Below are 22787 nucleotides of genomic sequence, written 5' to 3'. Positions count from 1 at the left end.
CTTCTGTACATGTGACCTTAAATTTCACCATAATATTACTATATAAGGGATTATTGTTAATATTTCCCTAGATTATCTTTAAACTATCAACTGGGCCGATTCAGATATAATAATATTTAAATTTATATTATTACATACAAATTAATGGTGGTAATCTGTGAAGTGGAAGAGCATAATAGAAACGGGAAGCTCTTTAATAACAAAAAGAAAGACTGATACATCTTCAAAAGAAGATAAAACATATATTGAGTTTGATAGAGAAAATATGATTAGATGTTTCTGTTCCCAGTGTCCAGTTCAAAAAGTTAGCGAATGTGCACAAAACAAAATGAAAATGCTGCAAATTTCCATGAAAGGAATGAGCCCAGAACCTGAAGATTTCCCTGGAATGTACTGTACCAATGGAAAAGCAGTTTGTGAAGATATTGACACCAATAAAAAATGTAACTGCATCAACTGTGAAGTTTGGAAAGAATATAAACTGGATTCAAAAGAACCCGGCATTTATTTCTGTAAAAATGGAAAAGCAAAATAAATTTAAAGATAATAAATTATTCCCTTTTATTTGCAGGCTGTCAAAAACCATGGGATTTTGACGCATCAAAAATCTGTCAAAATTATAAATTTTGACGCAGAAAATTATCAATTTTCGAATGCTTTGATTTTTGCAGGCTCCACGTTCACAGATTTTCCCTTTATTTTCCCTCTGTTCATCAAAGAAAGGAACTCTTTTGCATTTGCCTCAGGTACTTCAACAAAGGAAAATTTATCAAATATATCTATTTTACCAATTAACTGGCTGGAAAGTCCTGTTTCTTCTCCAACAGCTCTAACTATATCTTTTGCCTTGACCCTTTGTTTGCGACCTATATTCATGAAAAATCTAACCATGCCCGGACCAGCGCCAGTATCTCCAAACACTTCATCTGAAGGTTCCGAACCATCATCTTTACTCATAAACATTTTTAAAAGAGCAGCAGATGTTTCAACTGATGTGTAATCCTCTTCCATTAATCTTTCAACTAAATGAATATATTTACTTAAATCAGCATTGTTTACAACCGATTTTACTCTTTCCAAGAACATATCTGTCCTGACTTCTTCAACATCGGCAAGTGAGGGGATTTTGTGCTGTTCTATCTTGGTTTTGGTGAATTTTTGTATATCCCTTAATTGATAGATTTCTCTTCCAGATACAAATGTGAATGCCCGTCCTGTTCTACCAGCCCGTCCTGTTCTACCAATTCTATGCACATAATATTCATCGTCGTTTGGCACATCGTAATTAAACACTGCCTCAATATCATCTACATCAATTCCCCGTGCAGCTACATCAGTTGCAACAAGAATTTCTATTTGACCGCTTCTGAACTTTGCCATGACGTTATCTCTTTGCCTTTGAGTCATATCTCCATGGAGTCCATCAGAAAGGTATCCCCGAACCTGGAGATGAGTTACAAGTGTATCGACACGTTTTTTAGTGTTACAGAAAACCAATGACAATTTTGGGTTGTATATATCGATCAGACGGGATAAAAGTTCAAGTTTCATTTTTTCTTTAACTTCAAAATAAACCTGTTGAATTTCAACAGGTACTGTCATTTTTTGATGAGCAACTTTTAAAAATTCAGGGTCAGTTAAATATTGTTTAGTTAAATTTAGAATTGGCTTAGATATCGTTGCTGAAAAAAGTAATGTTTGTCTTTTATCAGGCATATCTTGTAAAACAAATTCTATGTCTTCACGGAATCCCATATCCAGCATTTCATCCGCTTCATCAAGAACCATGATTTTCACATTGTCCATTTTTAATGTTCCCCGCCTCATGTGATCCATTACACGGCCAGGCGTACCTATAATAATCTGAACACCTTTTCTTAGTGCTTTAATTTGCCTTTCTATTGGCTGACCACCATATATCGGCAAGACATTTAGTTTTTTTATGTATTTTGATAATTTCCTTAATTCTTCTGCCACTTGAATGGCAAGTTCTCTTGTAGGGCATAAAATTACCACTTGTAATTTTTTATTTTCTGGATTGACCAGTTCTAAAATTGGTATTCCAAAAGCTGCGGTTTTTCCTGTCCCTGTTTGTGCTTGACCTATTACGTCTTTTCTTTCCAGTATATGTGGAATTGCAAGAGACTGGATTGGAGTTGTTTCCTCAAAACCCATATCTTCAATTGCCTTCTTTATCTCATCTTTGAGATCCAAATCAAAAAATCTTAATTTTTCCATCTTATCGTCCTTATTTCTTAATTAATACATTTATTAAACACATTTTAGTAAAAATTAGCATGAAAATTGATATCATCCATAATTCTTATTTATTATCATATGATACAAAAGCTGGTTTAAAGCAAAAATAAATTAAAAAAATGAAAGGAATTTCCTTTCAAAGTTAAATTTAATGAGTTGCAGGTTTCTGTAGGATTCCCTTTGGAACCATATCGGTTATCTTCTGCATCTTGTCCAGAAGCCCTTTTTTACCTTTACCAATAAGTGCATGTTCAAGTACGTCATTCAAAGTTTCTACAGGAATTATTTCAATTTTATTCTTGTATCTTTCTTCAATTAACACATCATGCATGTTTGATTTAGGTATTAAGACCTTTGTAATTCCTGCTTCGGCTGCTGCCTCAATTTTACCTGTAACTCCACCTACAGGGAGTACATCCCCACGGACACTTAATGAACCAGTTAATGCAACTGACTGGTCAACAGGAATGTTTTCAAGTGAAGAAACAACTGCAGTAGCAACTGATACGCTTGCACTATCTCCTTCTACACCTTCATATGCTTGAAGGAACTGTATGTGAATATCATAGCTTGATATATCAGTTCCAGTATGCTTTTTAATTAATGCACTTACGTTTTGAACTGCCTCTTTAGCTATGTCTCCAAGTTTACCTGTTGCAATGATTCTACCTTCTTCTTTACTTTGAGCAGGAGCAGCCTCGGCCACTATTGGTAAAATTATACCGCTTCTATCTCCAATTACTGCAAGACCATTTACAGTACCTACTTCGCCACCTTCAGATTTAAATACCTTATATTTTTTCCTTTGGCCTATATAACGATCTGCAATTTGCTGTTCTAGGGTTCTTGCTAATTTTTTAGCACTTATAACATGCGATACCTTAACATTATCTGAGCCTTCTCCTTTAGCAATATCCCCTGCAGCCCTTACAAGACCCCCTAAATCTCTCAATTTTAATGTAAGTGAATCTTTTTTGCCTGCTCTTCTTTGAGCTTCTTTTATAATTTCTGCAATAGCCTCCCTACTGAAATGAGGTATTCTACCGTCCTTTTCAACTTCTTGAGCTACAAATTGAACTAATTTATCTCTATTTTCCGGATTGTCAGGCATAGAATCTTTCATATAAACTTCGTAACCATAACCTCTTATTCTTGATCTAAGAGCTATATGCATTCCTTCAAGTACCTGAAGGTTACCAGAAGCTACAAGAACAAAATCACAGGGTACTTCCTGAGATCTTACCATTGCGCCGCTGCTTGTTTCACTTTGTCCTGTTATGGAATATTTTTTCTCCTGCATGGCTGTTAAAAGCTCTTGCTGAGTCTTCATTTTCATAGTCCCAATTTCATCTATGTAAAGAACACCCTTATTGGCCTTATGAATCATTCCTGCCTCAACACGTTCATGAGCAGGGGTTCCTAATCCTCCTGATTGATAAGGGTCATGTCTTACGTCACCTAAAAGTGCTCCGGCATGTGAACCAGTTGCATCTACAAAAGGAGCTATTACGTTATTTTCGTTATTTACAAGAAGTTTTGGAACCATTATTGATGTTTTTGGCTTCATCTGCTGTAATGCCAGGAATACTATACCTGCTGCAATAATTGCCGCCAGAAATTGACCTAAAATGAATCCAACAACCAGAATAAAGGTTATTAGGATCATTGTAAACATATTTTTCTTTTCTTCCTGGCTTTTAGCTTTGGTTTTATAGTTTGTCACTATTTTTTTACCTTCGCCAGCAGGCATTACCCCCACTAATGGATTATGGTTATCTTCTATATTGGGGTATACAAGTACATCTTGAAGTTCTTCTGAAGGGAGTAATTCTGCCATTCCCTTTGCAAGCATGGATTTACCAATTCCTGGTTCACCAATTAAAAGAACATTTCTTTTTTGTTTTGCAGCTTTTTTTACAGTTTCAACTGCTTCTTCCTGTCCAATAATCTGATCTATGATCTTTTCAGGGACTTTAATTTCCTCTGATGTCTTATATGTTCTTAAATTGAATAAACTTGACTTAGAATTTAGATTTGCCATGATTAATGACAACCTCCTATTTGATATTCTATAAAAATCAACTTAATCATATCTTATAATTAAATTATTTAATATATACTATTGTTATATATAAATATCTACTTTTCGCTTTTAGTTTATAGTATTTTTTTAAAAATTAAAGCTACATTATTTAAAATCAATTATGTTTACTGTTTAATGGTGAATTATCTATTTATACCTATTTAATTATTTTTTGCTTGTACCTATATAATTAAGGTTGATACTATTTAAAATTATGGGTATATAATTCTGTATTATAATTTTAAGTTATTTAAACTTAAACATGGAATTATTAATGACTTAATATTTAAGAAAAATTAATTTATAAACATAATAAAAGATTAAATTTAAATTACTGTTCTTTTTCGATTTTTGTTCCAAGTCTAACACTTTGGATAGCTTCTCCTCGAATTATTTCCTTGACTCCATCAGTATGTTCCACGATAAAATGCATGTTGTTAAATTCAATAGCCAGCACTTTTACACGCATAGTATGGCCATTTAGGAGATTTATAGTTACATCTTCCCCTTTAAAATTCTTTAGTTCTTCAAAAAACTGGTTTTCAGTTCGAGATAAAGTTTTAGGTATTTCTAATCTTTTACCCATCATAATGAACTCCTCTTATACCTAAAGTTTAGATCAAATTTATAGTTGATATTATATCAAATATGTAATAATTATATGTAAATTATAGCATAATAAATTACTTAATTTAGACAATTTTACTAATTAAAATAACTTTATTTATGAGAATAAAAACTCATTACTAATATAAATTCTAAATATCATTATACTTGGTGGAGGCAGGATATTGGGTTCTAAAAATAAAACAATTATGGTTCAGGGAACATCATCAAATGCGGGAAAAAGTGTTGTTGTTGCAGCACTTTGCAGAATATTTTCAAAAAGAGGATATAAAGTTGCTCCTTTTAAATCTCAGAACATGTCCCTTAATTCATATACAACAAAAGAAAATGCTGAAATTGCAGTCGCTCAGGTGCTCCAAGCAGAAGCTGCAGGAGTTGATCCTTCATATCATATGAATCCAATTCTCCTTAAACCAAAAGAAGACTTCATTTCCCAGGTGATAGTTCATGGGAAGCCCGTGCACGATATGAATTTCTATGATTACCAGAACAAATTTAGAAAAAATGCATTAAAGGCTATAAATGAGTCCCTTGAATCTTTAAAGAAAGAATATGACATAATAGTGATAGAAGGGGCAGGATCACCTGCAGAGATTAACATGCAGGATAAAGACCTGGCAAATATGAAAATAGCTGAAATGGCAGATGCAGATGTTATTTTAGTTGCCGATATAGACAGAGGAGGAGTTTTTGCATCAATTGCAGGAACATTCTCTCTTCTTGAAGAAAAATACAGAAAACGAATAAAGGGAATTATAATTAACAAGTTCAGGGGCAATCTTGATATATTAATTCCAGGTATTCGTCAGATTGAAGAAATTGTAGGTGTGCCAGTTCTCGGTGTCATGCCCTATGATGAAAGCCTCAAACTTCCAGAAGAAGATTCTGCTTCTCTTTCAGAGCGAAAATACAGTAAAAATGAAAAAATAAATATTGGAGTTATGAGACTCCCCAGAATATCCAATTTCACCGATATTGATCCTCTGGAATATGAACCAGATGTAGGTATTAAACTAATTGAGATGGGAGATGAAATGGGTAAGGTTGATGCTTTAGTCATTCCAGGAACCAGAAATACTATAAATGACATGGTGGCTTTAAATGAGGCAGGATTCACAGATGAAATAGCTAATTTAGCACTTGAAATTCCTGTTTTTGGAATTTGTGGAGGATACCAGATTCTTGGAACTAAAATCATTGATAAAACATTTAAAGAATCTAAATATGGTAGTGTTAAAGGAATAGGTCTTTTAGATGCGAAAACCCGATTTGAAAGAATTGATAAAATAGTAACTCAAAGTAAAGCTGATATTATTGGAAATGGAATGTTTAAAAGCATTAAAGGAAGCTCTGTAAATGGATACGAGCTCCATGAGGGCCTCACTATTCTCGGAGAATCTAAACCTATGTTTAAAATTACCCAGGGATGTGGAAATCATCCTTCATCCAGATATGATGGTGCAATGGAAGATTATGTGATGGGAACTTATCTACACGGCATATTTCATAATTTTAAGTTTAGAAGAGTATTTACAGATTATCTAAGGGTTAAAAATGGTCTTGATGCCCTTGGTTTTAATGAAGATAACTTTGAAAATCTGAAGAAATTTTCAATTGATAGACTTGCAGAAATTGTTGAAGATAATGTTGATTTAACAATAATTGAAAAATCGCTTGAAAATTAATACAAAATTAAAAAAAATAAATGATTTACCTCTACTTTAGATAAACTCATTTAATTTGTTCTAAAGGTTTATGTTTTGACCTTATCAAGAGTATTGTACATGGAGCAGAGTGTACTACTTTTTCAGATACGCTTCCAAGTAAATGCTTGTCTATTTTGCTTTTCCCTGTACCCATAACAATAACATCAACGTCCTCCTCTCCAGCAATTTTAATGATCTGTTCTGCTGGGTCTCCTTCAACAAGCATAGGTCTAAAATTAATTTTACAATGAGCAGGTTCGCTGAATTCTTTTTCCATACTGTCTAAAATTTCTTTTCCTCTTTGTTTAAGTTCATCAACCATCATTTGCCTAACTTTTTTGGGAGTTAAGAACGGTGCAGAATTATCTGCTACATAAAGACCAATAACTTCTATTCCTCTTTCATTTATCAGATCTAGAGTATGTTCAATTATTTCATCCAGATATTCGCCGCTACTTGTTACCAATATTTTTTTATACATTTAATCACCCTAAAAATCCTATTCTTATAACCGCATATGTTATATAAGTTGCCATTAATATGATTCCATCAATTCTGGTAAGTTTCATGCCTCTTCTAATGAGTAAAAGCACTAATATTGTGACAAAAATCATTGCTGGAGCATCAAAGGTAAGTGAGAGAGGTTCTACAGGCACATTCATAATTAGAGCAGGCAACCCGATACCTATCATAATATTAAATGTGTTACTTCCAAGAACAGTCCCTATTGATAAATCATGCAATCCTTTCATAGCAGATGAAAAAGTAACAACAAGTTCGGGTATACTTGTTCCAATAGCAAGTGTAAAGAGTCCCATAATCATTTCAGGAATGCCTAATATTTTTCCAATTTCCACTCCGCTGTATACTAATAATCTACAACCTACTATTAATCCTGCAAGTCCAATTACAGTCCATAAATACGTTTTAGGACTGATTGTTTTAAGTTTTGATATAAATGAGCCTTCTTTAACCTTAGACTCATTTTCTGGCTTAATTTCAATTTGTTTTTCATCATTTTCAGCAGTTTCTTCTTTTTGAGACTTTATTAAGGCTCTAAGATAAAATGCATAGACTATTATAAAAACAACGGCTGCTATTTTACCAATATCCCCAAAAAGCATGAAGAATATAAGAATAAATGCTGTAGCAAGAGTTACCAGCCCATCTCGGGTTAATCCTTTAGGACTAGTCCTAATAACTCCTGCAAATGTTGCTGAAATACCTAATATTCCTGCAATATTCCATATATTGGATCCAATTACACATCCAACCCCTATATCCGTACTACCGCTTAAAGTAGCTATCATTGCAGAACCAAACTCAGGTAAAGATGTTCCAATAGCTGATGCTGTAACACCAAGTATTATCTGAGATATTCCCACTAAAGTACCTATTTCAACTAAGTTGTCAACGAATATGTCTGCTGATTTTATCACTATAATTAAAGAGATGATTAAAATACCGATTAATGCGAATAAAAATATTTCCATAAACTCACCGGAAGAATGTTGCCTTTTACCTTTTATAAATGTATCGAACAAATAAATATTTAATATGATCTTTATTAATTTTTCTAAAAATTGGTTGGTTGAAATATAAATTCTCAATTTACCAATGAATTTATCCATAAAAAATATTGTAGGATATATAATTCTAATTATCCTAAGAATGGTCTTATAAGAGGATTAAATAGTACTGTGATGGCTAGAATAATTCCTATTATTATTAATGGAATCCCTGCTTTTAGTATTTCTTTGATTTTTACATATCCTGTTCCATATGCCATGGCAACGGTTGGATCGGCCATTGGTAACATGAATGATAATGAACAGGCTATTGCTACTGGTACCGCGTATATTCCAACTGGTTGTTGTTGAGCCTGTGCGAGAGTGACTGATAATGGTACCAGTATTGCTGCTAAAGCGATATTGGACATTACTTGCGTTATGCTGACTGCAATTATCATTAAGACAATTGTTATGAGTAATATTGAGGGGTCACTTCCAAGCATAGCCACCAAATCATTTATTAACCATGCCGCAGCTCCAGTGTTTAGTAGAGCAGCCCCTAATGAGAGTGCTCCCCCGAAGAAGATTATTAAACCCCAATCCACGTTTGTCTGTGCATCTCTCCAATCAACAATACCCAATATAAAGAAGAGTACTGCCCCAATTAAAGCAACTGAATAACTGTTTAAACCTGTATAACTCGCAGTAATCCAGAGAAATATTGTAAACAGCAGTATACTTAATGCTACTTTCTCATTTCTTGACATTGAGCCTAATGCTTCCATTTTATAAGTTATAGTTTCTTTTCCACCGATTATTCCTTCCACTTCTGGTTTAAAGAATTTTCCTAAAAGTAGCCAGATCACAAACATCATTGCAATGGCAAGTGGAAAACCAAATATCATCCATTGTGCAAATGGAATTCCAGTATATGCAGCTGCCATTAAGTTTGGAGCTGTCCCTATCTCTGTCCCAAATCCACCAGCCAGTGAACCGTAAGAAGCCCCAAGTACCATGGCTTTAGCAAAATTACTATTACCCTTTTCAGGGTCATTAGCCCCCATTAGCGGTATTATTTCCTTTATGATTGGAAGGAGCATGGCAAATGCTACAACGTTTTCAATCCAAGCGGAAAGAATTCCAGTTGAAAATACAGCGACTAAGAGGCTTCTACCCGGTGTAATTCCTACCTTATTGAGCATTGCATAAGTCATACGCTGTGCTAGACCACTTTTTCGTATAGCCTCTGCAATAATAAATCCACCGATCATGAGGAATATAATGGGGTTTGCAAAACCAATCACGGCTTTATCAAAACTTTGAACTTGAATAATGGGCTGTATAAACAATATAATTAAAGAAGTAACAGCTAAATGTACAGCCTCAGTCGCCCACATAATTACAGCGAATATGAGCAACGCAATTGCTGCATGCCCTGCAGGAGATAAACCATTCATTGGAATTAGCATTATAACTATAAAAGCAATTATTGCCAGTGGCATTCCTAATTTCTTTATATTTATATTCATTTTAAGCCTCTGCTTTATTTAATAGGATATTAACAACAATATACAATTCTATCTTTTCAATTTCATTATCGAATAGTAAATGTATTATTTTATCAAATCGGAAGTAATTTTCAATTGACAATATATAAATGTTTTGATATTATTTTTTAAAAGATGATTTTCAACTAAATTTTAATATTATTATTAAATATCCATAATTTAGGTTTTATAATGGATTTCAAGCTATAAAATACGAAATAAGGACATTATAACAATTAACAAATATTTCATAATACTATAAAAAAGTCAATTTTGGAAGATTGTTAAAGAGATATCTTATTTTTAGTTAAAAAGGTTGTAATTCAGATTCCTATCTCTATTTTTAAAAAGAGAAATAGATATCACTCCAATGCTATTTCTTAGATCTTTTGAAAATAATTGAGTTATGCCTTTTAAGGCATTAATAATGAATAAATACATATTATTACAAAAATTGATATTGACCAAAATGAAACCTATGCGTACAAAATCTAACGAGATTGGTCCAGATTCAGGATCATTAATCTTTGATGGTATCGAAACCATAGAATCCGAAATTACTTTAATCGAATATAACAAAGAGCTATTTAAGAGAGATAGATTTGAGAAATGCCGGAAATTTAAAAAAGAAGATACAATAAAATGGATAAAAATAAATGGATTTTCATATATTGAAATACAGGAAATAGGAAAATGTTTTAATTTACATCCTTTAGTTCTGGAGGATATAAACACAGATCAACGTCCCAAAATAGAAGAATACGATGATTATTTATATCTGGTTTTAAAATCATTTAACAAATCAAAATCTGAAATAATTATAAAGCAGATAAGTCTTATTCTGGGAAAAAATTTTGTTATCTCTTTTCAGGATGAAAAAAGCGAGATATTTGACCTTATTACAAATAAAATTAGTATAAAAGAAAGTATAATAAGAAATAATGATGCTGACTTCCTTCTTTATTCTCTTTTAGATACAATTGTGGACAGTTATTTTATCATCCTTGAAGATATAGATGACAGAATAGATTCCATTGAAAAAGAATTAATTGATGGTACAAGTAAAAAAACTTTAAATTCAATTAATAAACTAAAAAGAGATATAATAACCCTTAGAAAATCCATCTGGCCATTAAAAGAGATGACAAGTACCCTAAAAACCAGTAATTTTTCTTTAATCGGAGATACAACAAATTTATATTTACGAGATGTGTATGATCATAGTGCTCAGGTTTCAGATATGTTAGATATCTTTAGAGACACAACATCAGGGATGCTGGATACCTACCTTTCAAGTATGAGCAATAATTTAAATGAAATTGTAAGATTATTAACTATAATTTCAGTGATTTTTGTTCCTTTAACTTTTATTACTGGATTTTTTGGAATGAATTTTCAGAACATGATTACCAAAATTTCTATACCTCTAATATTTTCAGAAGTATTAATTGTAATGTTCGTTATTCCAGTAATTATGTTAATATATTTTAAAAGAAAAAAATGGCTGTAATATTAAAAAAATCATTAAAAATAATTTTATGTTTAAATAATCAATATTACTGCTATTGGACATCTATTATCATAACCTAAATGTTTATATACTATGAACATAAAATCATGGTATGCGGCGTTAGTCCAGTCTGGTTAAGACTCTGGCCTGCCACGCCAGTGACCCGGGTTCAAATCCCGGACGCCGCATCGCGGCTGTAGTCTAGTCTGGTTAGGACTTGGGCCTTCCAAGCCTACGACCCGGGTTCAAATCCCGGCAGCCGCATTCTTAATTTTATTTATTAATTCTATTTTTAAATGTCTTTAAAAACTAATTATCTGATAATTGAAGCACAAATAGTAATTAAAATTTGATTAAAAAATTTAAAAATTATTGAAAAAGAGTATAACTTATTGTGGAACTAATATTTCAGCAGCCACCAGTCTGCATATATCTGTTTTTGTGATGACACCAACAGGTTTTTCGTCTTCCAGAACCAGTAAACCTGATACATCAGCTCTTAACATTAAATTTGCGGCATCTTCAATTTTATCGTCTGCAGAGATGGAAATGATATCTTCTGACATTATATCTTCAATGATTAAATTATTTGAAGTTTTAGAACTTGGCTTAAGAGTTCCTAGTATGCCTACAAGGTCAAGGTAAGAGATCACACCAATAGGATTTCCATCTTCATCCACGACAAAAAGTCTTCTTACTCCTGTTCTGTACATCTTTTCAAATGCTTCAAGAGGTTGTGTATCCTGATTAATCGCTATAACACCACTATTCATTGCTTCTCTTACTTCCATATTATCACTCCAAATTTTGCACTGCGTTAATATTATATTATAGTTATAAAATTATGGGGATTTAATTTTTTTTATTTTATTACCTGTATATTACCTATTCCTGATTGAGTAATTAACATATTGTTTGAGTAAAGCAATATTGTTCCTCAAGGACAAAGTATAAATAGTAATAACTCAATCAAATAGTATTATATCATATTATTCTTCGGAATAATATGCATAAATATTGTTTCATATGCGCAATATTGCTCTACGATGATTAAGTATAAATAGTAGAAAAGCGTATGAAATTAATAAAGTAATATTGGAGGGAAAGTTTTGATGAGAATTAGTATGTCACTACCAAAAAAGCTGTTAAATGAATTTGATGGGGTATTAAAAGACAGAGGATACCAATCAAGATCAAAAGGTATCAGAGATGCCTTAAAAGATTACATAGTAAGGTATCAATGGATGAATGAGATGGAAGGAGAAAGAATAGGTATTATTGCAGTAATCTACGACCATCATTACACTGGTGTAATGGAAGACCTTACAGAAATCCAGCATGATTACAAAGACTTCATTAACGCAGTTATGCACGTACACATGACAGACAAACACTGTCTTGAAGTTATAGTCGTTAAAGGAGACGTTAAATATATCCGTACACTCTCAGAAAAAATAATGAGACTCAAAGGTGTTGAACATGTACGGCTTACAAGCACAGCTGTCGGAAAATCTCTAGATCTCGACAAATCTGGTGCAGGTAGTGCAATATCACCTTAAATTAACTTTTTAAAACCTAGTATTTATCAAACCATGGAACTCAGCTCATGGTAATTTATGGTAAAATGTGCGCCGAAAAGCTGCTTTTTGAAGATTTATCTTCAATAAAATTTAAGATGCGCACTACACCCTACCATTTTAATCTTTTATCTGATGAAGAGAGATTATCCGCATTTTTTGAAGCAATTAAAGAAAAAGCTAACGGTACTGTTTATGATATAGGTTCTGGGTGCGGAATACTTTCAATCTATGCCTCATTTTACTCTAATTTTGTTTATGCTGTCGAAATAGACCCAAATTCTGCAAAAATGGCTGAATTTAATGTTAAACCGTTTGAAAATATTTCACTAATTAATAAAGATGCAAAAGAAGTAGTTTTCAAGGATAAAGCAGATGTTATTATCTGTGAAATGCTGGATACGGCCTTAATTGATGAAGAACAAGTTCCAGTACTTAATTCCATTCTAAAATACCTTAAAAGCAATGGAGAAGTTATTCCAAAAGGAATTATAAATGGTGCTGAAGCAGTTCATATGAATTCCTGCCATATCTGTTATGATGATAGTTTTACAGGTGTAAAAAATCTTAATCATGAAATAATGAGTGATTTTGTAATATATAACAAAATAAGCTTTAATAACAAAATCAGTGAAGATGTAGAAGCAATTATAGAATTTGTAATTTCTAGAAAAGGAATTGTATCTGGAATTAAAATCAGCACTTTAACATTATTAACTGATAATATAATTTGTGGGCCAACAGACATGTTTAATCCAGCACTTCTTATTCCCACGAAAAAAATCAGTGCAGATATAGGTGATAAAATTAGAGTAAAATTAAATTATAAAATGGGTGGTGGATTAAATAGCATTAAGACAAGAATTGAAAAAATTTCTTAAAGATTATAAAAAAGTAGTTATTTTAGGCATAGGAAACGAAATAAAGGGCGATGATGCTTCTGGTCCACTTATAGCCAGAAAAATATCTGCATTATTAAACAAAAACAAAAATGTAGTTGTTTTTGATGGTGGAACCGTTCCTGAAAACTATACTGGATCAATTAGAAAAGAGAATCCTACTCATATCATCCTCGTTGATGCTGTTGAAATGAAAAAAGAACCGGGATATATCCGGGTAGTGGAAAAAGATGAAATTGCTAATTACAACATTTCAACTCATGCTATGCCCGTATCATTTTTAATAAAGTATATGGAAACTACTATTGATGCAAAAATAATTCTTGTGGGTATTCAACCTAAAAGCATGGGTTTTAACGAAAAAGTTTCAAAAGAAGTTGAAGATAGTATTGATAAGGTGGTTAAATCCATTATCCAAATAATGAATTCTTAAAAGATCTTTCATAACTTCTGCTATTATATCTCTGCATGAAGCCAGTGTTTCTTTAAGTCAGCAGCACGATTCCAATTAAATCTTTTATTCTTATAGCTCCTGTTTACTGCTTTTAATTGCTGTTCATCACAATATTCTCACTGGTTCGATAAATAACATTTAAAACTATTAATTTTTTAGTTTTAGTGGGCAGAGATCCATCTTTTAGAATTATTCTATCATACTTTCCTATTATGTTTATTAATTCATGATTTATTTCCTCATAAAAGTTCGTATCTTGTGAAAACCTATCAATTTGTCTGTTTAATTGTTCCATGTTTAAGTGTCACATGAATCACCAATTAGTTGTTATATACAAATATATGATCATCTAATTTAATAACTAAAATTAAATTTATCATAATAGAAATGTTTTAAATGCTGATTTATGTATTAAATAAATTAAAATATGTAGAGATCACATGTTTTTTAAGTAATAAAAAAATCAATCCTTACAGACTGTAATAAGTTAATTTAAATATATATTACTACAGTACAGTTAATATTGTGATTTTTCAGTGATAATATGAAAATTTTATTTATAGGTGCAAGACTTTTTGAAGATATTGCATTATACACAAAAAATAAAGGAATTACAAGTATATTAACAGAATCGAATCCAGATTCAAAAAATTTAAATCTTGCAGATGCCCATTTCATCGTTCCCAGAGGAATGAAAGGACCTAAAGAAGTCGCACTTTCAGAAGATGTAGATGCAATAGTACCGCTTATTGGGATAGATAAGCCCCTTGTTGAAGTTGCAAAATTAAAAAAAGATTTAGAAGATAATTATGGACTACCAGTAATAGCATCTCCATTAAATGCAGTACTTACTGCAAGAGATAAACTAAAAACTAAAGAATTCTTCATTAAAAACAAAATAAAAACCCCAGATTTTATTAATATCTCTAAAAACCATTTAACTGATTTTCCCATAGTATTAAAGAAATTAGAAGGACAGGGAGGAAATGGAGTAAAAATCGTATCTAATAATGACGATTTAGATCGTTACATTGATGATTTTGAAGGAGCAATTGCAGAGAAATTTATTCAGGGGATTGAAATATCCATTGAAGTTCTAAGATATAATGAAAAATCAGTTCCTCTTGTTCCTGTATATAAAGGTAGAACAACACTTGATTGTATTCATCCATTAGATAAATTAAAAACTGCCCCACTTGCAGTAAATAATCTTAATAACGAATATATACGTCAAAAAGCTTCTAAAATTGCCGATATTTTAGGATCTGAGGGAAATATTGATATTGATATAATTTTTGATGAAAAAGAAAATATTTCTTACTTTATAGAAATAAACACACGTCCCAGTGGCACAAGATATTTAACCACTGCTTCAACAACTATAAGTCCTATGCAAGAACTGGTTGATATGGCTATAGGCGAATGGAATCCTAAAGCAGTGGAAAACAGAATTAAAAAATACAGTGCTCTTGAAATACCTATAGGCAATTATAAAAATGAAAAAAATAACTATAAATTTAGGAATTTTTATGGTGAAAATAGCTGGGTGATCCATGGCCATCCTGATTTTCAACGCATCACTATTCGTGCAGAAAGCTTTAAAAAGGCATTTAAAACTGCAGAAGAGCTGAATATAGATTATAAAAAGTTCCAGTAACATTATACAATTTTAAAATAAGTCATAAATATTATTTAATAATAAAAGTAAATAAAATTAGAATATAAGGTGATTAATTGAATATTTCACAAATTGATATTTTTCTATTCATGATTGCATTTCTATCAACAGTATTTTTCACTATATTTGTTAGAAAAATATTGAAGGATGCTAAAATAACAGATAAACCGATTGTAACAGAGCACAGCCATAAAGCAGGTACCCCAACAATGGGAGGGCTGGCAATTTTGCTTGGAATCCTCCTTACTACTTGTATCTACTTTAAAAATCAGAATTTAGTTATTATGGCTCTGCTAATGTTAACAGCAAGCATAATCGGGCTTTTTGACGATTTAATTGGATTAAGAACTAAAGAAATCCAGAAAAAAATAAAAAACATTAGTTCTTCACCTTTAGAAATTGGACGATTAATATTGAAACCGGGTGAAGAAGCTAGGGTTGCCACACCTAAAGCAAAAAAAGACCTTAAAAAGCATTTAGAGGATAAAAAAGTTGAAATAATCGGCGAAGCTCCAATAAAAAGCGAAGTAAAAGAGAGCGAAAAGATATTTGCCCAATTTTTAATTTCTCTGTTTTTAATAGGTACTGGGGCCGTGAGTTCTGCAGTTTTAGGATTTGATCTGGGTATTTTTGTGATACCTTTCATAATATTTGGTATAATTGGTTCTATTAATGCTGTAAATCTTATTGATGGGATGGATGGCCTTGCAGCAGGTATCATTGCTATTGCATCATCTGCATGTGCAATTTTTTCAATTTCTATCGGCAATATTAATGGATCAGTTTCATTTATTGCACTTGCCGGAGTATCCTTCGGATTTCTAGTATTAAACAGATATCCTGCCTCAATATTCATGGGCGATACTGGATCATTCGCTCTTGGTGCTGGTTATATCACAGCTGCCTTTTTAGGTGATATAATTTATTTTGGAGTAATTGCAATTACTATTCCAATCCTTTCAGTAATAGTAAGCCTTATGCATCGCGCTCATATCATAAAATTACCTGTAGAGCCATTACATCACACATTACATTATAAAGGATTATCAGAAAAGAAAATAATACTCCTTTACTGGGGAATTACCATTATAATATGTGCTACAGCACTTTATTTTTACCATTATTTTATAATTTAACATTGTGAGAAAATGAAGGAACTTTCAACATCATATATTGCAAAAGAGATTGATGGAACACTTATTGGTCCAGATAAGAGTGTAGATGGAATTTTTAATTTCTTAAATTCTGCAAAAAAAGGTGATGCTGTAATAAGGCACTGGATAAATGAAATTGGAGTGGAAATGGCTGTAAAAAAAGGTGTTTCATGCTTAATTACTCAAAATCCAAGGGATAATGCAATAAAAATGGCAGAAAAGTTAGGAATACCACTTATCATTACAAAAAAGATAGAAATGGCTAATGCTTTTGCCATTAAATGGGCCATTAAAAATTTTGCTGATGATTCTTTTCGCGTAGTTATAACAGGGACTAATGGCAAATCTACAACTGCACATATGATTTATAATATCCTGAAAGAAGCTGGTTTTAACACATACTCCAATACTGACTCAAAATCAGAATTTAATACCCTTATAGATCCAATGGTTGCAAAACAAATTGCAGAATTTGACGATGAAATAGATGCAATGGTAATTGAAGTATCAGAAGTTCAAGGATGGCTTAATGATATTATGAAGGATCATGCTTATATAATGACATCTGCAATTAATCCTGATGTTGTGGTCATAACTAACGTTGCATTAGACCATATCGGTCTCGTAAATTCCATTGAAGAAACATTTGATGAAACATCTGGAGCTGTAAAAGCCCTAAAAAAAGAAAATGGATCGCTGATTTTGAACTTTGATGATCCGCTGGTCAGAAAAATGAGTGATTTAAATCCGGATAAAAAAACCATATTTTTTGGAGATAATGCTCAAATAAACTTAAAAGATGAAGGAATTTTCTATAACAATCATCTAATAATAAAAAATCATGAACTTCCATTTAAAAGCCAACATTTCATTCAAAATATAATGGCAGCAATTGGGGCTACATTAGCTCTAGATATTGATCATGATATAATTCGGAAGGCAGTCTCAAAATACATTCCTTTAAAACGAAGATTTACAATAATTCGTAATGAACCATGTATTATAGACGATTTTGCCCATAATCCAGATGGTATAACTGCAACAATAAAAAATGCAGCTTTAATTGGGAAAGGAAATTTTTATATTATTTCTGCAATACGAGGATCAAGAGGAAAAGCGATTAATCAAGCTAACGCTGAAGCAATCGCCGAAGGACTCACAAATATACCATATAAGTTAATTATTACCAGTAGTAGTGATGTTGTTGATGATTTAAATATTGTAAATCCAAATGAAAAAAAAGTTTTTATAGATGCACTTCGTAAAAAAGAGATAAAATATATCTTTCATGAGAAACTATATGATGCATTAGAATATGTATTAAATATATCAAAAAATGAAGATGTAATTCTATTAATTGGTGCGCAAGGAATGGATCCTGCATCTGAACTTTTAGAGAAGATTTTAAGTTCTAAATAAGTACTAAACCAATTATTCACATCTGGTGATTGAATGTTCATAAAAATAAGAAGAGACACTTTAATTATCCTAATACTTGCATTCATGTTAATTGTATCAGGGAGACTGATGACATACATGTCCTTTGCAACTTCTACTGAAGTAGATCAGGGAATACCAGTAGCAGGTGTTATAATTAAAGGAAATGATATAGTTCCAACAGATTCTATTAGAAGTAACGTTGGCGCTGCTGGTTTCAGGCAAGGTAGTTATATTAAAGGAGATACTCTGGTTACAAATAAAAGAGAATTGCCTTTAAGTGAAGCAGTAGAAAATGCTAAAAAATTTGCTACAATGACCACTATTCCCGGTACAAGATTAACCCCAATTGTAGCAGCAGACGTTAAAGTGGATAAAGAACAGGGAATTATAACAATAAATGTTATTGAAGACTGGTCAAATGTACAAGTAAATACGACAGCAGGTAAATAATTTGGAACGGAGCAATTATACATGAAAAAAATTTCACAGAAACTTCAAGGAGAATATTTTAAAAAAATTTTATTACTTCTATTAACCGTTGCAATGCTCATTGCTCCTGCTGCAGCTACTTGTAACATAGTAATAATTACAGATCCTACCGGGAAAGATCCAAATGGGGCAGCAGCAGGTAGTATGTCATTTCAACAAAACATGTTTCAATCAACTTTTTTATCTTCACCTAACGATCATTTTGCTGTTCTTTCTGGTGGTGAAGGTGAATCCATACCCAGATTACAAGCTATTGTAGCATCTACACAAGCCCTTAAATCTGGTGCCACACCTTCACAGGCTGCATCTCTTGCAAACAATTATGGAGGAATCAGGATCATGGTCGGAACCCCTACACAAGGTGCTGCAGTAGGAGGTTATTTCCAGGTTTATGTAGTAATGGTAGAAGATAATGGAACAATTACAGTCACACCCTATTCTGGAGGACTTGCTGTTTTACCGCCAGGAAAAAAAGGAGCCATCATTCACTTATTAAATACGCCAGGTAATCCTAAGTATGGGACAGCCAATGCAGTACGTCAACAAACTGCAGTAAATATGGGTAAAATGATAAGAGATGGATATCCTGCCACCAAAGTACTTGAAGAAGCATTTAAAGAAGTATCTAAAGATGCTGGAGAAAGATATGGTGGTGGTGGCGTTAATCTGGTATCAAGTATATCTACTGGAGATATGTTTACTCCAGATAAACTCAATACAACCGGTTATCCAATGGACACCCCATATAGTAAAGTTTGTCCAAATGACGGCTGGAGCATAGGATATCCCGGAGCAGAGAATTATCAAACATGTCCAATTGATGGATCGCCCTTAAAAACATTGTATGCTTATGATGCATTAGGAAATGCCATTACAGTTACATCACAAACAGTTCAGGTCTCTGTTTATGGAACAGACGAAGTTGGTATCAGAGAAACCACTGAAGAAATAGTCAAAGCATCAGTTAAGAAACATAGTTACAGCAATACAGAAATAGCAAACAGCATAAATAGAGGAATTGACAATGGACTCCTTGTTGGTGTTAATTATGTAGAGCCAAAGGATATAAATGTGAAACCAAGCTCAAGAGCAGTTGGTGTTTACTTTAAACCACTTCCAGATAAAAGATCAGCGCCACCGTGGAATTTACCAGTAAGTTCCTCTATTTTAGACATAATTGGAAATACCCAGACTGCTATTGGAATAATATTAATACTTCTAGTCTTATTCAGAAGTACGTTAATTAGTTCATTCTTAAAAAAATAATCACGGCTTATAAGCCACTTAAATTATTTTTTAAGCATATTTTTAGAAATTTATTAGAAAAATGAGTGATATATATGGCTTTAATTCTAATTCGTGCAAGTAGTCAGGGTAAACTCCTGAATGCCATTGCAGATATAGAAAGACATGCTGCTTTAAAAATTGCAGGAAAACCAAAAATAGTTGAAATAGAAATGGCAGATGAAGTAGCTAAAAGTATACTTAAACAGAAATTAAAGACAAAAAGTAAAATAGCAGCAATAGTAAGTGTTTTAGAGGATACAACAAAATCAATAATGCAAATAAAAAAAATACATCCTCCTGCACATTTACTCGTTATAAGTGATGAATATACCGAATATAACCAAATAAAGGAAATATTTGGGAAATCACCACCTTTAAAAGGTTATTACTCTCCAAAATAAATAAAATTGGCAGGGTGCTTTTAATGATCAAGTAAACTTAAATGATTCTAATTCCTTTTAATTCTAGCTATATCCCCAATTGTGGCTCCTCTTCGAGCAGAAGGCCCTACATCATCAGGTATAACATCTTCCAACTTCTCCATAAGTTTAATATTTAAAATTCTTTCCAGTTTTCTTGCAAGCTTAATATCTGGTACCATTTTTCCAGATTCCAGCCTATTAATTACAGAAGCTTTTTCATATATTTTTTCAGCCAGATCTTCACGAGACCATCCCTTCTTTTCCCTTGCTTCCCTTATGATAACATTGTAATCTTCAAGGATTTCATGCGAAGGTTCTTCAAATCTTGGTTTTCTCCTTACAGGCCTGTGTTTCCTGAGTTTAGGTGGTTCTCTTTGAACTTTTCCAAATTTAGCGCATGCATTACAAGTAAGCATGGTAGAACTTTCAATTTTTGTCTTCATTGGTTTTCCGATTATTTTCTTTCCACATATCTCACATCTCATGCTGATCCCTTTGTATTTACGTTAAAACACTATTTAAATATTCTACTTGTAATAAAAAATAATTATAGTTTTTAAATATATTGTGTATCCTCAATATTTAAATATTATTAAAACAAAAATAACACTAAAATCCAATAATATTTTTTTAAATTTGATAAAAAAATCCAAGATAAAAAACTGTATGGAGTGAGCATGGATCATGGAAGACATGTCCAAAAATATGATGAAAAAAACTGAAGACCTTAAAAAGGAAATAAAACTTCTGAAAGAAGAAAATACTAAAACAAAACGAAATCTAATGTGGAAAGTTAGAAAACTCGAAAAAGATAAAGTTTTAGTTGAAAATGAAAAAATGAGGCTGGATAGGGAAGTAAAATCCCTGAGAGGTGAGATTGAAAGATTCAGATCCCCTCCACTAGTTGTAGCCACAGTAACAGAAGTTCTTGAAGATGGGAAACTGGTTGTTAAAAGCAGTACTGGACCCCATTTTGTCATTGGCTTTTCACGTTTATTTGATACTGAATCCCTTGAACCAGGTTCAAGAGTTGCTTTAAACCAGCAGACTTTCAGTATCGTAAATGTATTGCCTTCTGAAAAAGACCCTATTATAACTGGAATGGAAGTAGAAGAAAAACCTGAAGTAAGCTATGAAGAAATAGGCGGACTTGAAGAGCAGGTTGTTGAAATTAAAGAAACAGTTGAATTACCACTTAAAAAACCAGAATTATTTACAAATATTGGAATTGAACCTCCAAAAGGAGTGCTTTTATACGGCCCTCCAGGAACTGGAAAGACCCTACTTGCAAAAGCAGTAGCAAATGAAACCAATGCAACATTTATAAAAATAGTTGCATCAGAATTTGTTAAAAAATACATTGGTGAAGGTGCAAGATTAGTTAGAGGTGTTTTCGAACTTGCAAAAGAAAAAGCCCCAAGTATAATCTTCATCGATGAAATTGACGCAATTGCAGCAAAGAGACTTAAAAGTTCTACAAGTGGTGACAGAGAAGTTCAGAGAACTCTTATGCAGTTACTTGCAGAGATGGATGGTTTTGAATCCAGGGGAGATGTTGGTATTGTTGCAGCGACCAACAGACCCGATATATTAGACCCTGCACTTTTACGTCCTGGAAGATTTGATAGGTTTATAGAAGTCCCAATACCAAATGAAGATGGAAGAATGGAGATTCTGAAGATACACACCAGTTCAATGTCTTTAGATGAAGAAGTAGATATCAGACTTGTTGCATCACTTACAGAAGGTGCTTCTGGTGCAGATCTTAAAGCAATCTGTACTGAAGCTGGTATGTTTGCGATAAGGGAAGAAAGATCTACTGTTACCATGAACGACTTTATGGACGCAACTGACAAAATTGTAGGTCTGGAAAAAGAAGAAGAAGTTAAAAGAGAAGCCGGCGTAATGTACGGTTAATCTAATTCTTTTATTTTTTTATTTTAATTAAATTAACCTTAAATACTATGTATTTAGGCCTACAAAATTTCGATTTTGTTGCGTTAACAATCGGAGATTTTTAACAGCATGTAAATCTACGATTTTTGTGTTCGAAAATTATTTATTCTATAATTTAAAACTTATTTTTAGCCGATGATGAACCCTATGAGCTCTGATTGGTGATGAATGATGGGCGAACTGAGGCT

At 32.4% G+C, this 22787-nt stretch carries 21 protein-coding genes and 2 tRNA genes; 15 read left to right on the top strand and 8 right to left on the bottom strand.

Annotation, left to right across the window (positions count from 1 at the left end; translation table 11 throughout):
- The first annotated feature begins 157 nt into the window (after positions 1 to 157).
- Positions 158 to 535, top strand: a complete 378-nt coding sequence (locus tag QMD61_05930; GenBank protein MDI6724167.1) for a DUF2769 domain-containing protein — start codon at positions 158 to 160, stop codon at positions 533 to 535.
- A 107-nt stretch (positions 536 to 642) separates the two neighbouring features.
- Here QMD61_05930 and QMD61_05925 read toward each other — a convergent pair whose 3' ends face one another.
- The 3 genes from QMD61_05925 to QMD61_05915 all read right to left on the bottom strand — a co-directional run bounded on the left by QMD61_05925 (position 643) and on the right by QMD61_05915 (position 4931).
- Positions 643 to 2238 (bottom strand): DEAD/DEAH box helicase, encoded by a 1596-nt coding sequence (locus QMD61_05925; protein MDI6724166.1) that lies wholly within the window; start codon positions 2236 to 2238, stop codon positions 643 to 645.
- Between the two features lie 169 nt (positions 2239 to 2407).
- Complete coding sequence (gene lonB, locus QMD61_05920; protein MDI6724165.1) at positions 2408 to 4300, bottom strand: ATP-dependent protease LonB; 1893 nt, start codon at positions 4298 to 4300, stop codon at positions 2408 to 2410.
- A gap of 373 nt (positions 4301 to 4673) precedes the next feature.
- Entirely contained in the window at positions 4674 to 4931 is a 258-nt protein-coding gene (locus tag QMD61_05915; protein MDI6724164.1) for a hypothetical protein, read from the bottom strand.
- A gap of 226 nt (positions 4932 to 5157) precedes the next feature.
- Here QMD61_05915 and cobQ point away from each other — a divergent pair, with 226 nt between their 5' ends.
- On the top strand, positions 5158 to 6654 hold the full coding sequence (cobQ, locus tag QMD61_05910; protein ID MDI6724163.1) for a cobyric acid synthase CobQ: 1497 nt from the start codon (positions 5158 to 5160) through the stop codon (positions 6652 to 6654).
- Between the two features lie 46 nt (positions 6655 to 6700).
- On the opposite strand, the gene QMD61_05905 is transcribed toward cobQ, so the two are convergent.
- From QMD61_05905 to QMD61_05895, 3 genes are all read right to left on the bottom strand, one after another.
- Positions 6701 to 7156, bottom strand: coding sequence for a universal stress protein (locus tag QMD61_05905; protein ID MDI6724162.1), 456 nt, complete (start codon positions 7154 to 7156; stop codon positions 6701 to 6703).
- Between the two features lie 4 nt (positions 7157 to 7160).
- Entirely contained in the window at positions 7161 to 8168 is a 1008-nt protein-coding gene (locus QMD61_05900) for a calcium/sodium antiporter (protein ID MDI6724161.1), read from the bottom strand.
- Between the two features lie 167 nt (positions 8169 to 8335).
- The gene (locus QMD61_05895) at positions 8336 to 9715 is read right to left on the bottom strand and encodes a DASS family sodium-coupled anion symporter (protein ID MDI6724160.1); all 1380 of its coding nucleotides are present in this window, start codon (positions 9713 to 9715) and stop codon (positions 8336 to 8338) included.
- Between the two features lie 496 nt (positions 9716 to 10211).
- Between QMD61_05895 and corA the strand changes: the two genes are divergently transcribed.
- The 3 genes from corA (at position 10212) to QMD61_05880 (ending at position 11507) form a co-directional block, all read left to right on the top strand.
- Positions 10212 to 11243 carry a magnesium/cobalt transporter CorA gene (gene corA, locus QMD61_05890; protein MDI6724159.1) on the top strand — a complete coding sequence of 344 codons (1032 nt, stop codon included), beginning with the start codon at positions 10212 to 10214 and terminating at the stop codon, positions 11241 to 11243.
- A gap of 114 nt (positions 11244 to 11357) precedes the next feature.
- Positions 11358 to 11431, top strand: a tRNA-Gly gene (locus tag QMD61_05885).
- A gap of 2 nt (positions 11432 to 11433) precedes the next feature.
- A tRNA-Gly gene (locus tag QMD61_05880) sits at positions 11434 to 11507 on the top strand.
- Between the two features lie 125 nt (positions 11508 to 11632).
- On the opposite strand, the gene QMD61_05875 is transcribed toward QMD61_05880, so the two are convergent.
- Positions 11633 to 12034 (bottom strand): CBS domain-containing protein, encoded by a 402-nt coding sequence (locus tag QMD61_05875; protein ID MDI6724158.1) that lies wholly within the window; start codon positions 12032 to 12034, stop codon positions 11633 to 11635.
- 321 nt (positions 12035 to 12355) lie between these two features.
- Between QMD61_05875 and nikR the strand changes: the two genes are divergently transcribed.
- The 9 genes from nikR to QMD61_05830 all read left to right on the top strand — a co-directional run bounded on the left by nikR (position 12356) and on the right by QMD61_05830 (position 20622).
- Positions 12356 to 12802: a nickel-responsive transcriptional regulator NikR gene (gene nikR / locus QMD61_05870; GenBank protein MDI6724157.1), complete on the top strand. Its 447-nt coding sequence runs from the start codon at positions 12356 to 12358 to the stop codon at positions 12800 to 12802.
- Positions 12803 to 12849: 47 nt separating this feature from the next.
- Positions 12850 to 13701: a 50S ribosomal protein L11 methyltransferase gene (locus QMD61_05865; GenBank protein ID MDI6724156.1), complete on the top strand. Its 852-nt coding sequence runs from the start codon at positions 12850 to 12852 to the stop codon at positions 13699 to 13701.
- Positions 13685 to 14152: a hydrogenase maturation peptidase HycI gene (gene hycI / locus QMD61_05860; protein ID MDI6724155.1), complete on the top strand. Its 468-nt coding sequence runs from the start codon at positions 13685 to 13687 to the stop codon at positions 14150 to 14152. Before QMD61_05865 ends, hycI begins: the two co-directional genes overlap by 17 nt.
- Positions 14153 to 14717: 565 nt before the next feature.
- Positions 14718 to 15830 carry an ATP-grasp domain-containing protein gene (locus QMD61_05855; GenBank protein ID MDI6724154.1) on the top strand — a complete coding sequence of 371 codons (1113 nt, stop codon included), beginning with the start codon at positions 14718 to 14720 and terminating at the stop codon, positions 15828 to 15830.
- Between the two features lie 77 nt (positions 15831 to 15907).
- Positions 15908 to 16987, top strand: a complete 1080-nt coding sequence (locus QMD61_05850) for a glycosyltransferase family 4 protein (protein MDI6724153.1) — start codon at positions 15908 to 15910, stop codon at positions 16985 to 16987.
- Between the two features lie 12 nt (positions 16988 to 16999).
- Positions 17000 to 18424 carry a Mur ligase family protein gene (locus QMD61_05845; GenBank protein MDI6724152.1) on the top strand — a complete coding sequence of 475 codons (1425 nt, stop codon included), beginning with the start codon at positions 17000 to 17002 and terminating at the stop codon, positions 18422 to 18424.
- Positions 18425 to 18457: 33 nt separating this feature from the next.
- The gene (locus QMD61_05840; protein MDI6724151.1) at positions 18458 to 18895 is read left to right on the top strand and encodes a hypothetical protein; all 438 of its coding nucleotides are present in this window, start codon (positions 18458 to 18460) and stop codon (positions 18893 to 18895) included.
- 93 nt (positions 18896 to 18988) lie between these two features.
- Positions 18989 to 20200: a hypothetical protein gene (locus QMD61_05835; protein ID MDI6724150.1), complete on the top strand. Its 1212-nt coding sequence runs from the start codon at positions 18989 to 18991 to the stop codon at positions 20198 to 20200.
- Positions 20201 to 20274: 74 nt separating this feature from the next.
- Positions 20275 to 20622: a DUF356 domain-containing protein gene (locus QMD61_05830; protein ID MDI6724149.1), complete on the top strand. Its 348-nt coding sequence runs from the start codon at positions 20275 to 20277 to the stop codon at positions 20620 to 20622.
- Positions 20623 to 20669: 47 nt separating this feature from the next.
- Here QMD61_05830 and QMD61_05825 read toward each other — a convergent pair whose 3' ends face one another.
- Positions 20670 to 21128 (bottom strand): multiprotein bridging factor aMBF1, encoded by a 459-nt coding sequence (locus tag QMD61_05825; protein MDI6724148.1) that lies wholly within the window; start codon positions 21126 to 21128, stop codon positions 20670 to 20672.
- Positions 21129 to 21327: 199 nt separating this feature from the next.
- On the opposite strand from QMD61_05825, the gene QMD61_05820 reads away from it, so the two are divergent.
- On the top strand, positions 21328 to 22560 hold the full coding sequence (locus tag QMD61_05820; protein MDI6724147.1) for a proteasome-activating nucleotidase: 1233 nt from the start codon (positions 21328 to 21330) through the stop codon (positions 22558 to 22560).
- Positions 22561 to 22787 lie beyond the last annotated feature (227 nt).

This window comes from Methanobacterium sp., assembly GCA_030017655.1.
In the GTDB taxonomy this organism is placed as follows: domain Archaea; phylum Methanobacteriota; class Methanobacteria; order Methanobacteriales; family Methanobacteriaceae; genus Methanobacterium_D.
This window is presented reverse-complemented; position numbering and strand designations above follow the sequence as displayed.

What these genes read in the sequence shown, in the direction of transcription:
- QMD61_05900 (MDI6724161.1), bottom strand. Translation starts at nt 8,168, where the DNA reads ATGGAAATATTTTTATTCGCATTAATCGGTATTTTAATCATCTCTTTA.
- corA (MDI6724159.1), top strand. Translation starts at nt 10,212, where the DNA reads ATGCGTACAAAATCTAACGAGATTGGTCCAGATTCAGGATCATTAATC.
- QMD61_05865 (MDI6724156.1), top strand. Translation starts at nt 12,850, where the DNA reads ATGGTAATTTATGGTAAAATGTGCGCCGAAAAGCTGCTTTTTGAAGAT.
- lonB (MDI6724165.1), bottom strand. Translation starts at nt 4,300, where the DNA reads ATGGCAAATCTAAATTCTAAGTCAAGTTTATTCAATTTAAGAACATAT.
- QMD61_05895 (MDI6724160.1), bottom strand. Translation starts at nt 9,715, where the DNA reads ATGAATATAAATATAAAGAAATTAGGAATGCCACTGGCAATAATTGCT.
- QMD61_05875 (MDI6724158.1), bottom strand. Translation starts at nt 12,034, where the DNA reads ATGGAAGTAAGAGAAGCAATGAATAGTGGTGTTATAGCGATTAATCAG.
- cobQ (MDI6724163.1), top strand. Translation starts at nt 5,158, where the DNA reads ATGGTTCAGGGAACATCATCAAATGCGGGAAAAAGTGTTGTTGTTGCA.
- QMD61_05855 (MDI6724154.1), top strand. Translation starts at nt 14,718, where the DNA reads ATGAAAATTTTATTTATAGGTGCAAGACTTTTTGAAGATATTGCATTA.
- QMD61_05905 (MDI6724162.1), bottom strand. Translation starts at nt 7,156, where the DNA reads ATGTATAAAAAAATATTGGTAACAAGTAGCGGCGAATATCTGGATGAA.
- QMD61_05845 (MDI6724152.1), top strand. Translation starts at nt 17,000, where the DNA reads ATGAAGGAACTTTCAACATCATATATTGCAAAAGAGATTGATGGAACA.
- nikR (MDI6724157.1), top strand. Translation starts at nt 12,356, where the DNA reads ATGAGAATTAGTATGTCACTACCAAAAAAGCTGTTAAATGAATTTGAT.
- QMD61_05915 (MDI6724164.1), bottom strand. Translation starts at nt 4,931, where the DNA reads ATGATGGGTAAAAGATTAGAAATACCTAAAACTTTATCTCGAACTGAA.
- QMD61_05835 (MDI6724150.1), top strand. Translation starts at nt 18,989, where the DNA reads ATGCTCATTGCTCCTGCTGCAGCTACTTGTAACATAGTAATAATTACA.
- QMD61_05825 (MDI6724148.1), bottom strand. Translation starts at nt 21,128, where the DNA reads ATGAGATGTGAGATATGTGGAAAGAAAATAATCGGAAAACCAATGAAG.
- QMD61_05925 (MDI6724166.1), bottom strand. Translation starts at nt 2,238, where the DNA reads ATGGAAAAATTAAGATTTTTTGATTTGGATCTCAAAGATGAGATAAAG.
- QMD61_05820 (MDI6724147.1), top strand. Translation starts at nt 21,328, where the DNA reads ATGGAAGACATGTCCAAAAATATGATGAAAAAAACTGAAGACCTTAAA.
- QMD61_05840 (MDI6724151.1), top strand. Translation starts at nt 18,458, where the DNA reads ATGTTCATAAAAATAAGAAGAGACACTTTAATTATCCTAATACTTGCA.
- QMD61_05830 (MDI6724149.1), top strand. Translation starts at nt 20,275, where the DNA reads ATGGCTTTAATTCTAATTCGTGCAAGTAGTCAGGGTAAACTCCTGAAT.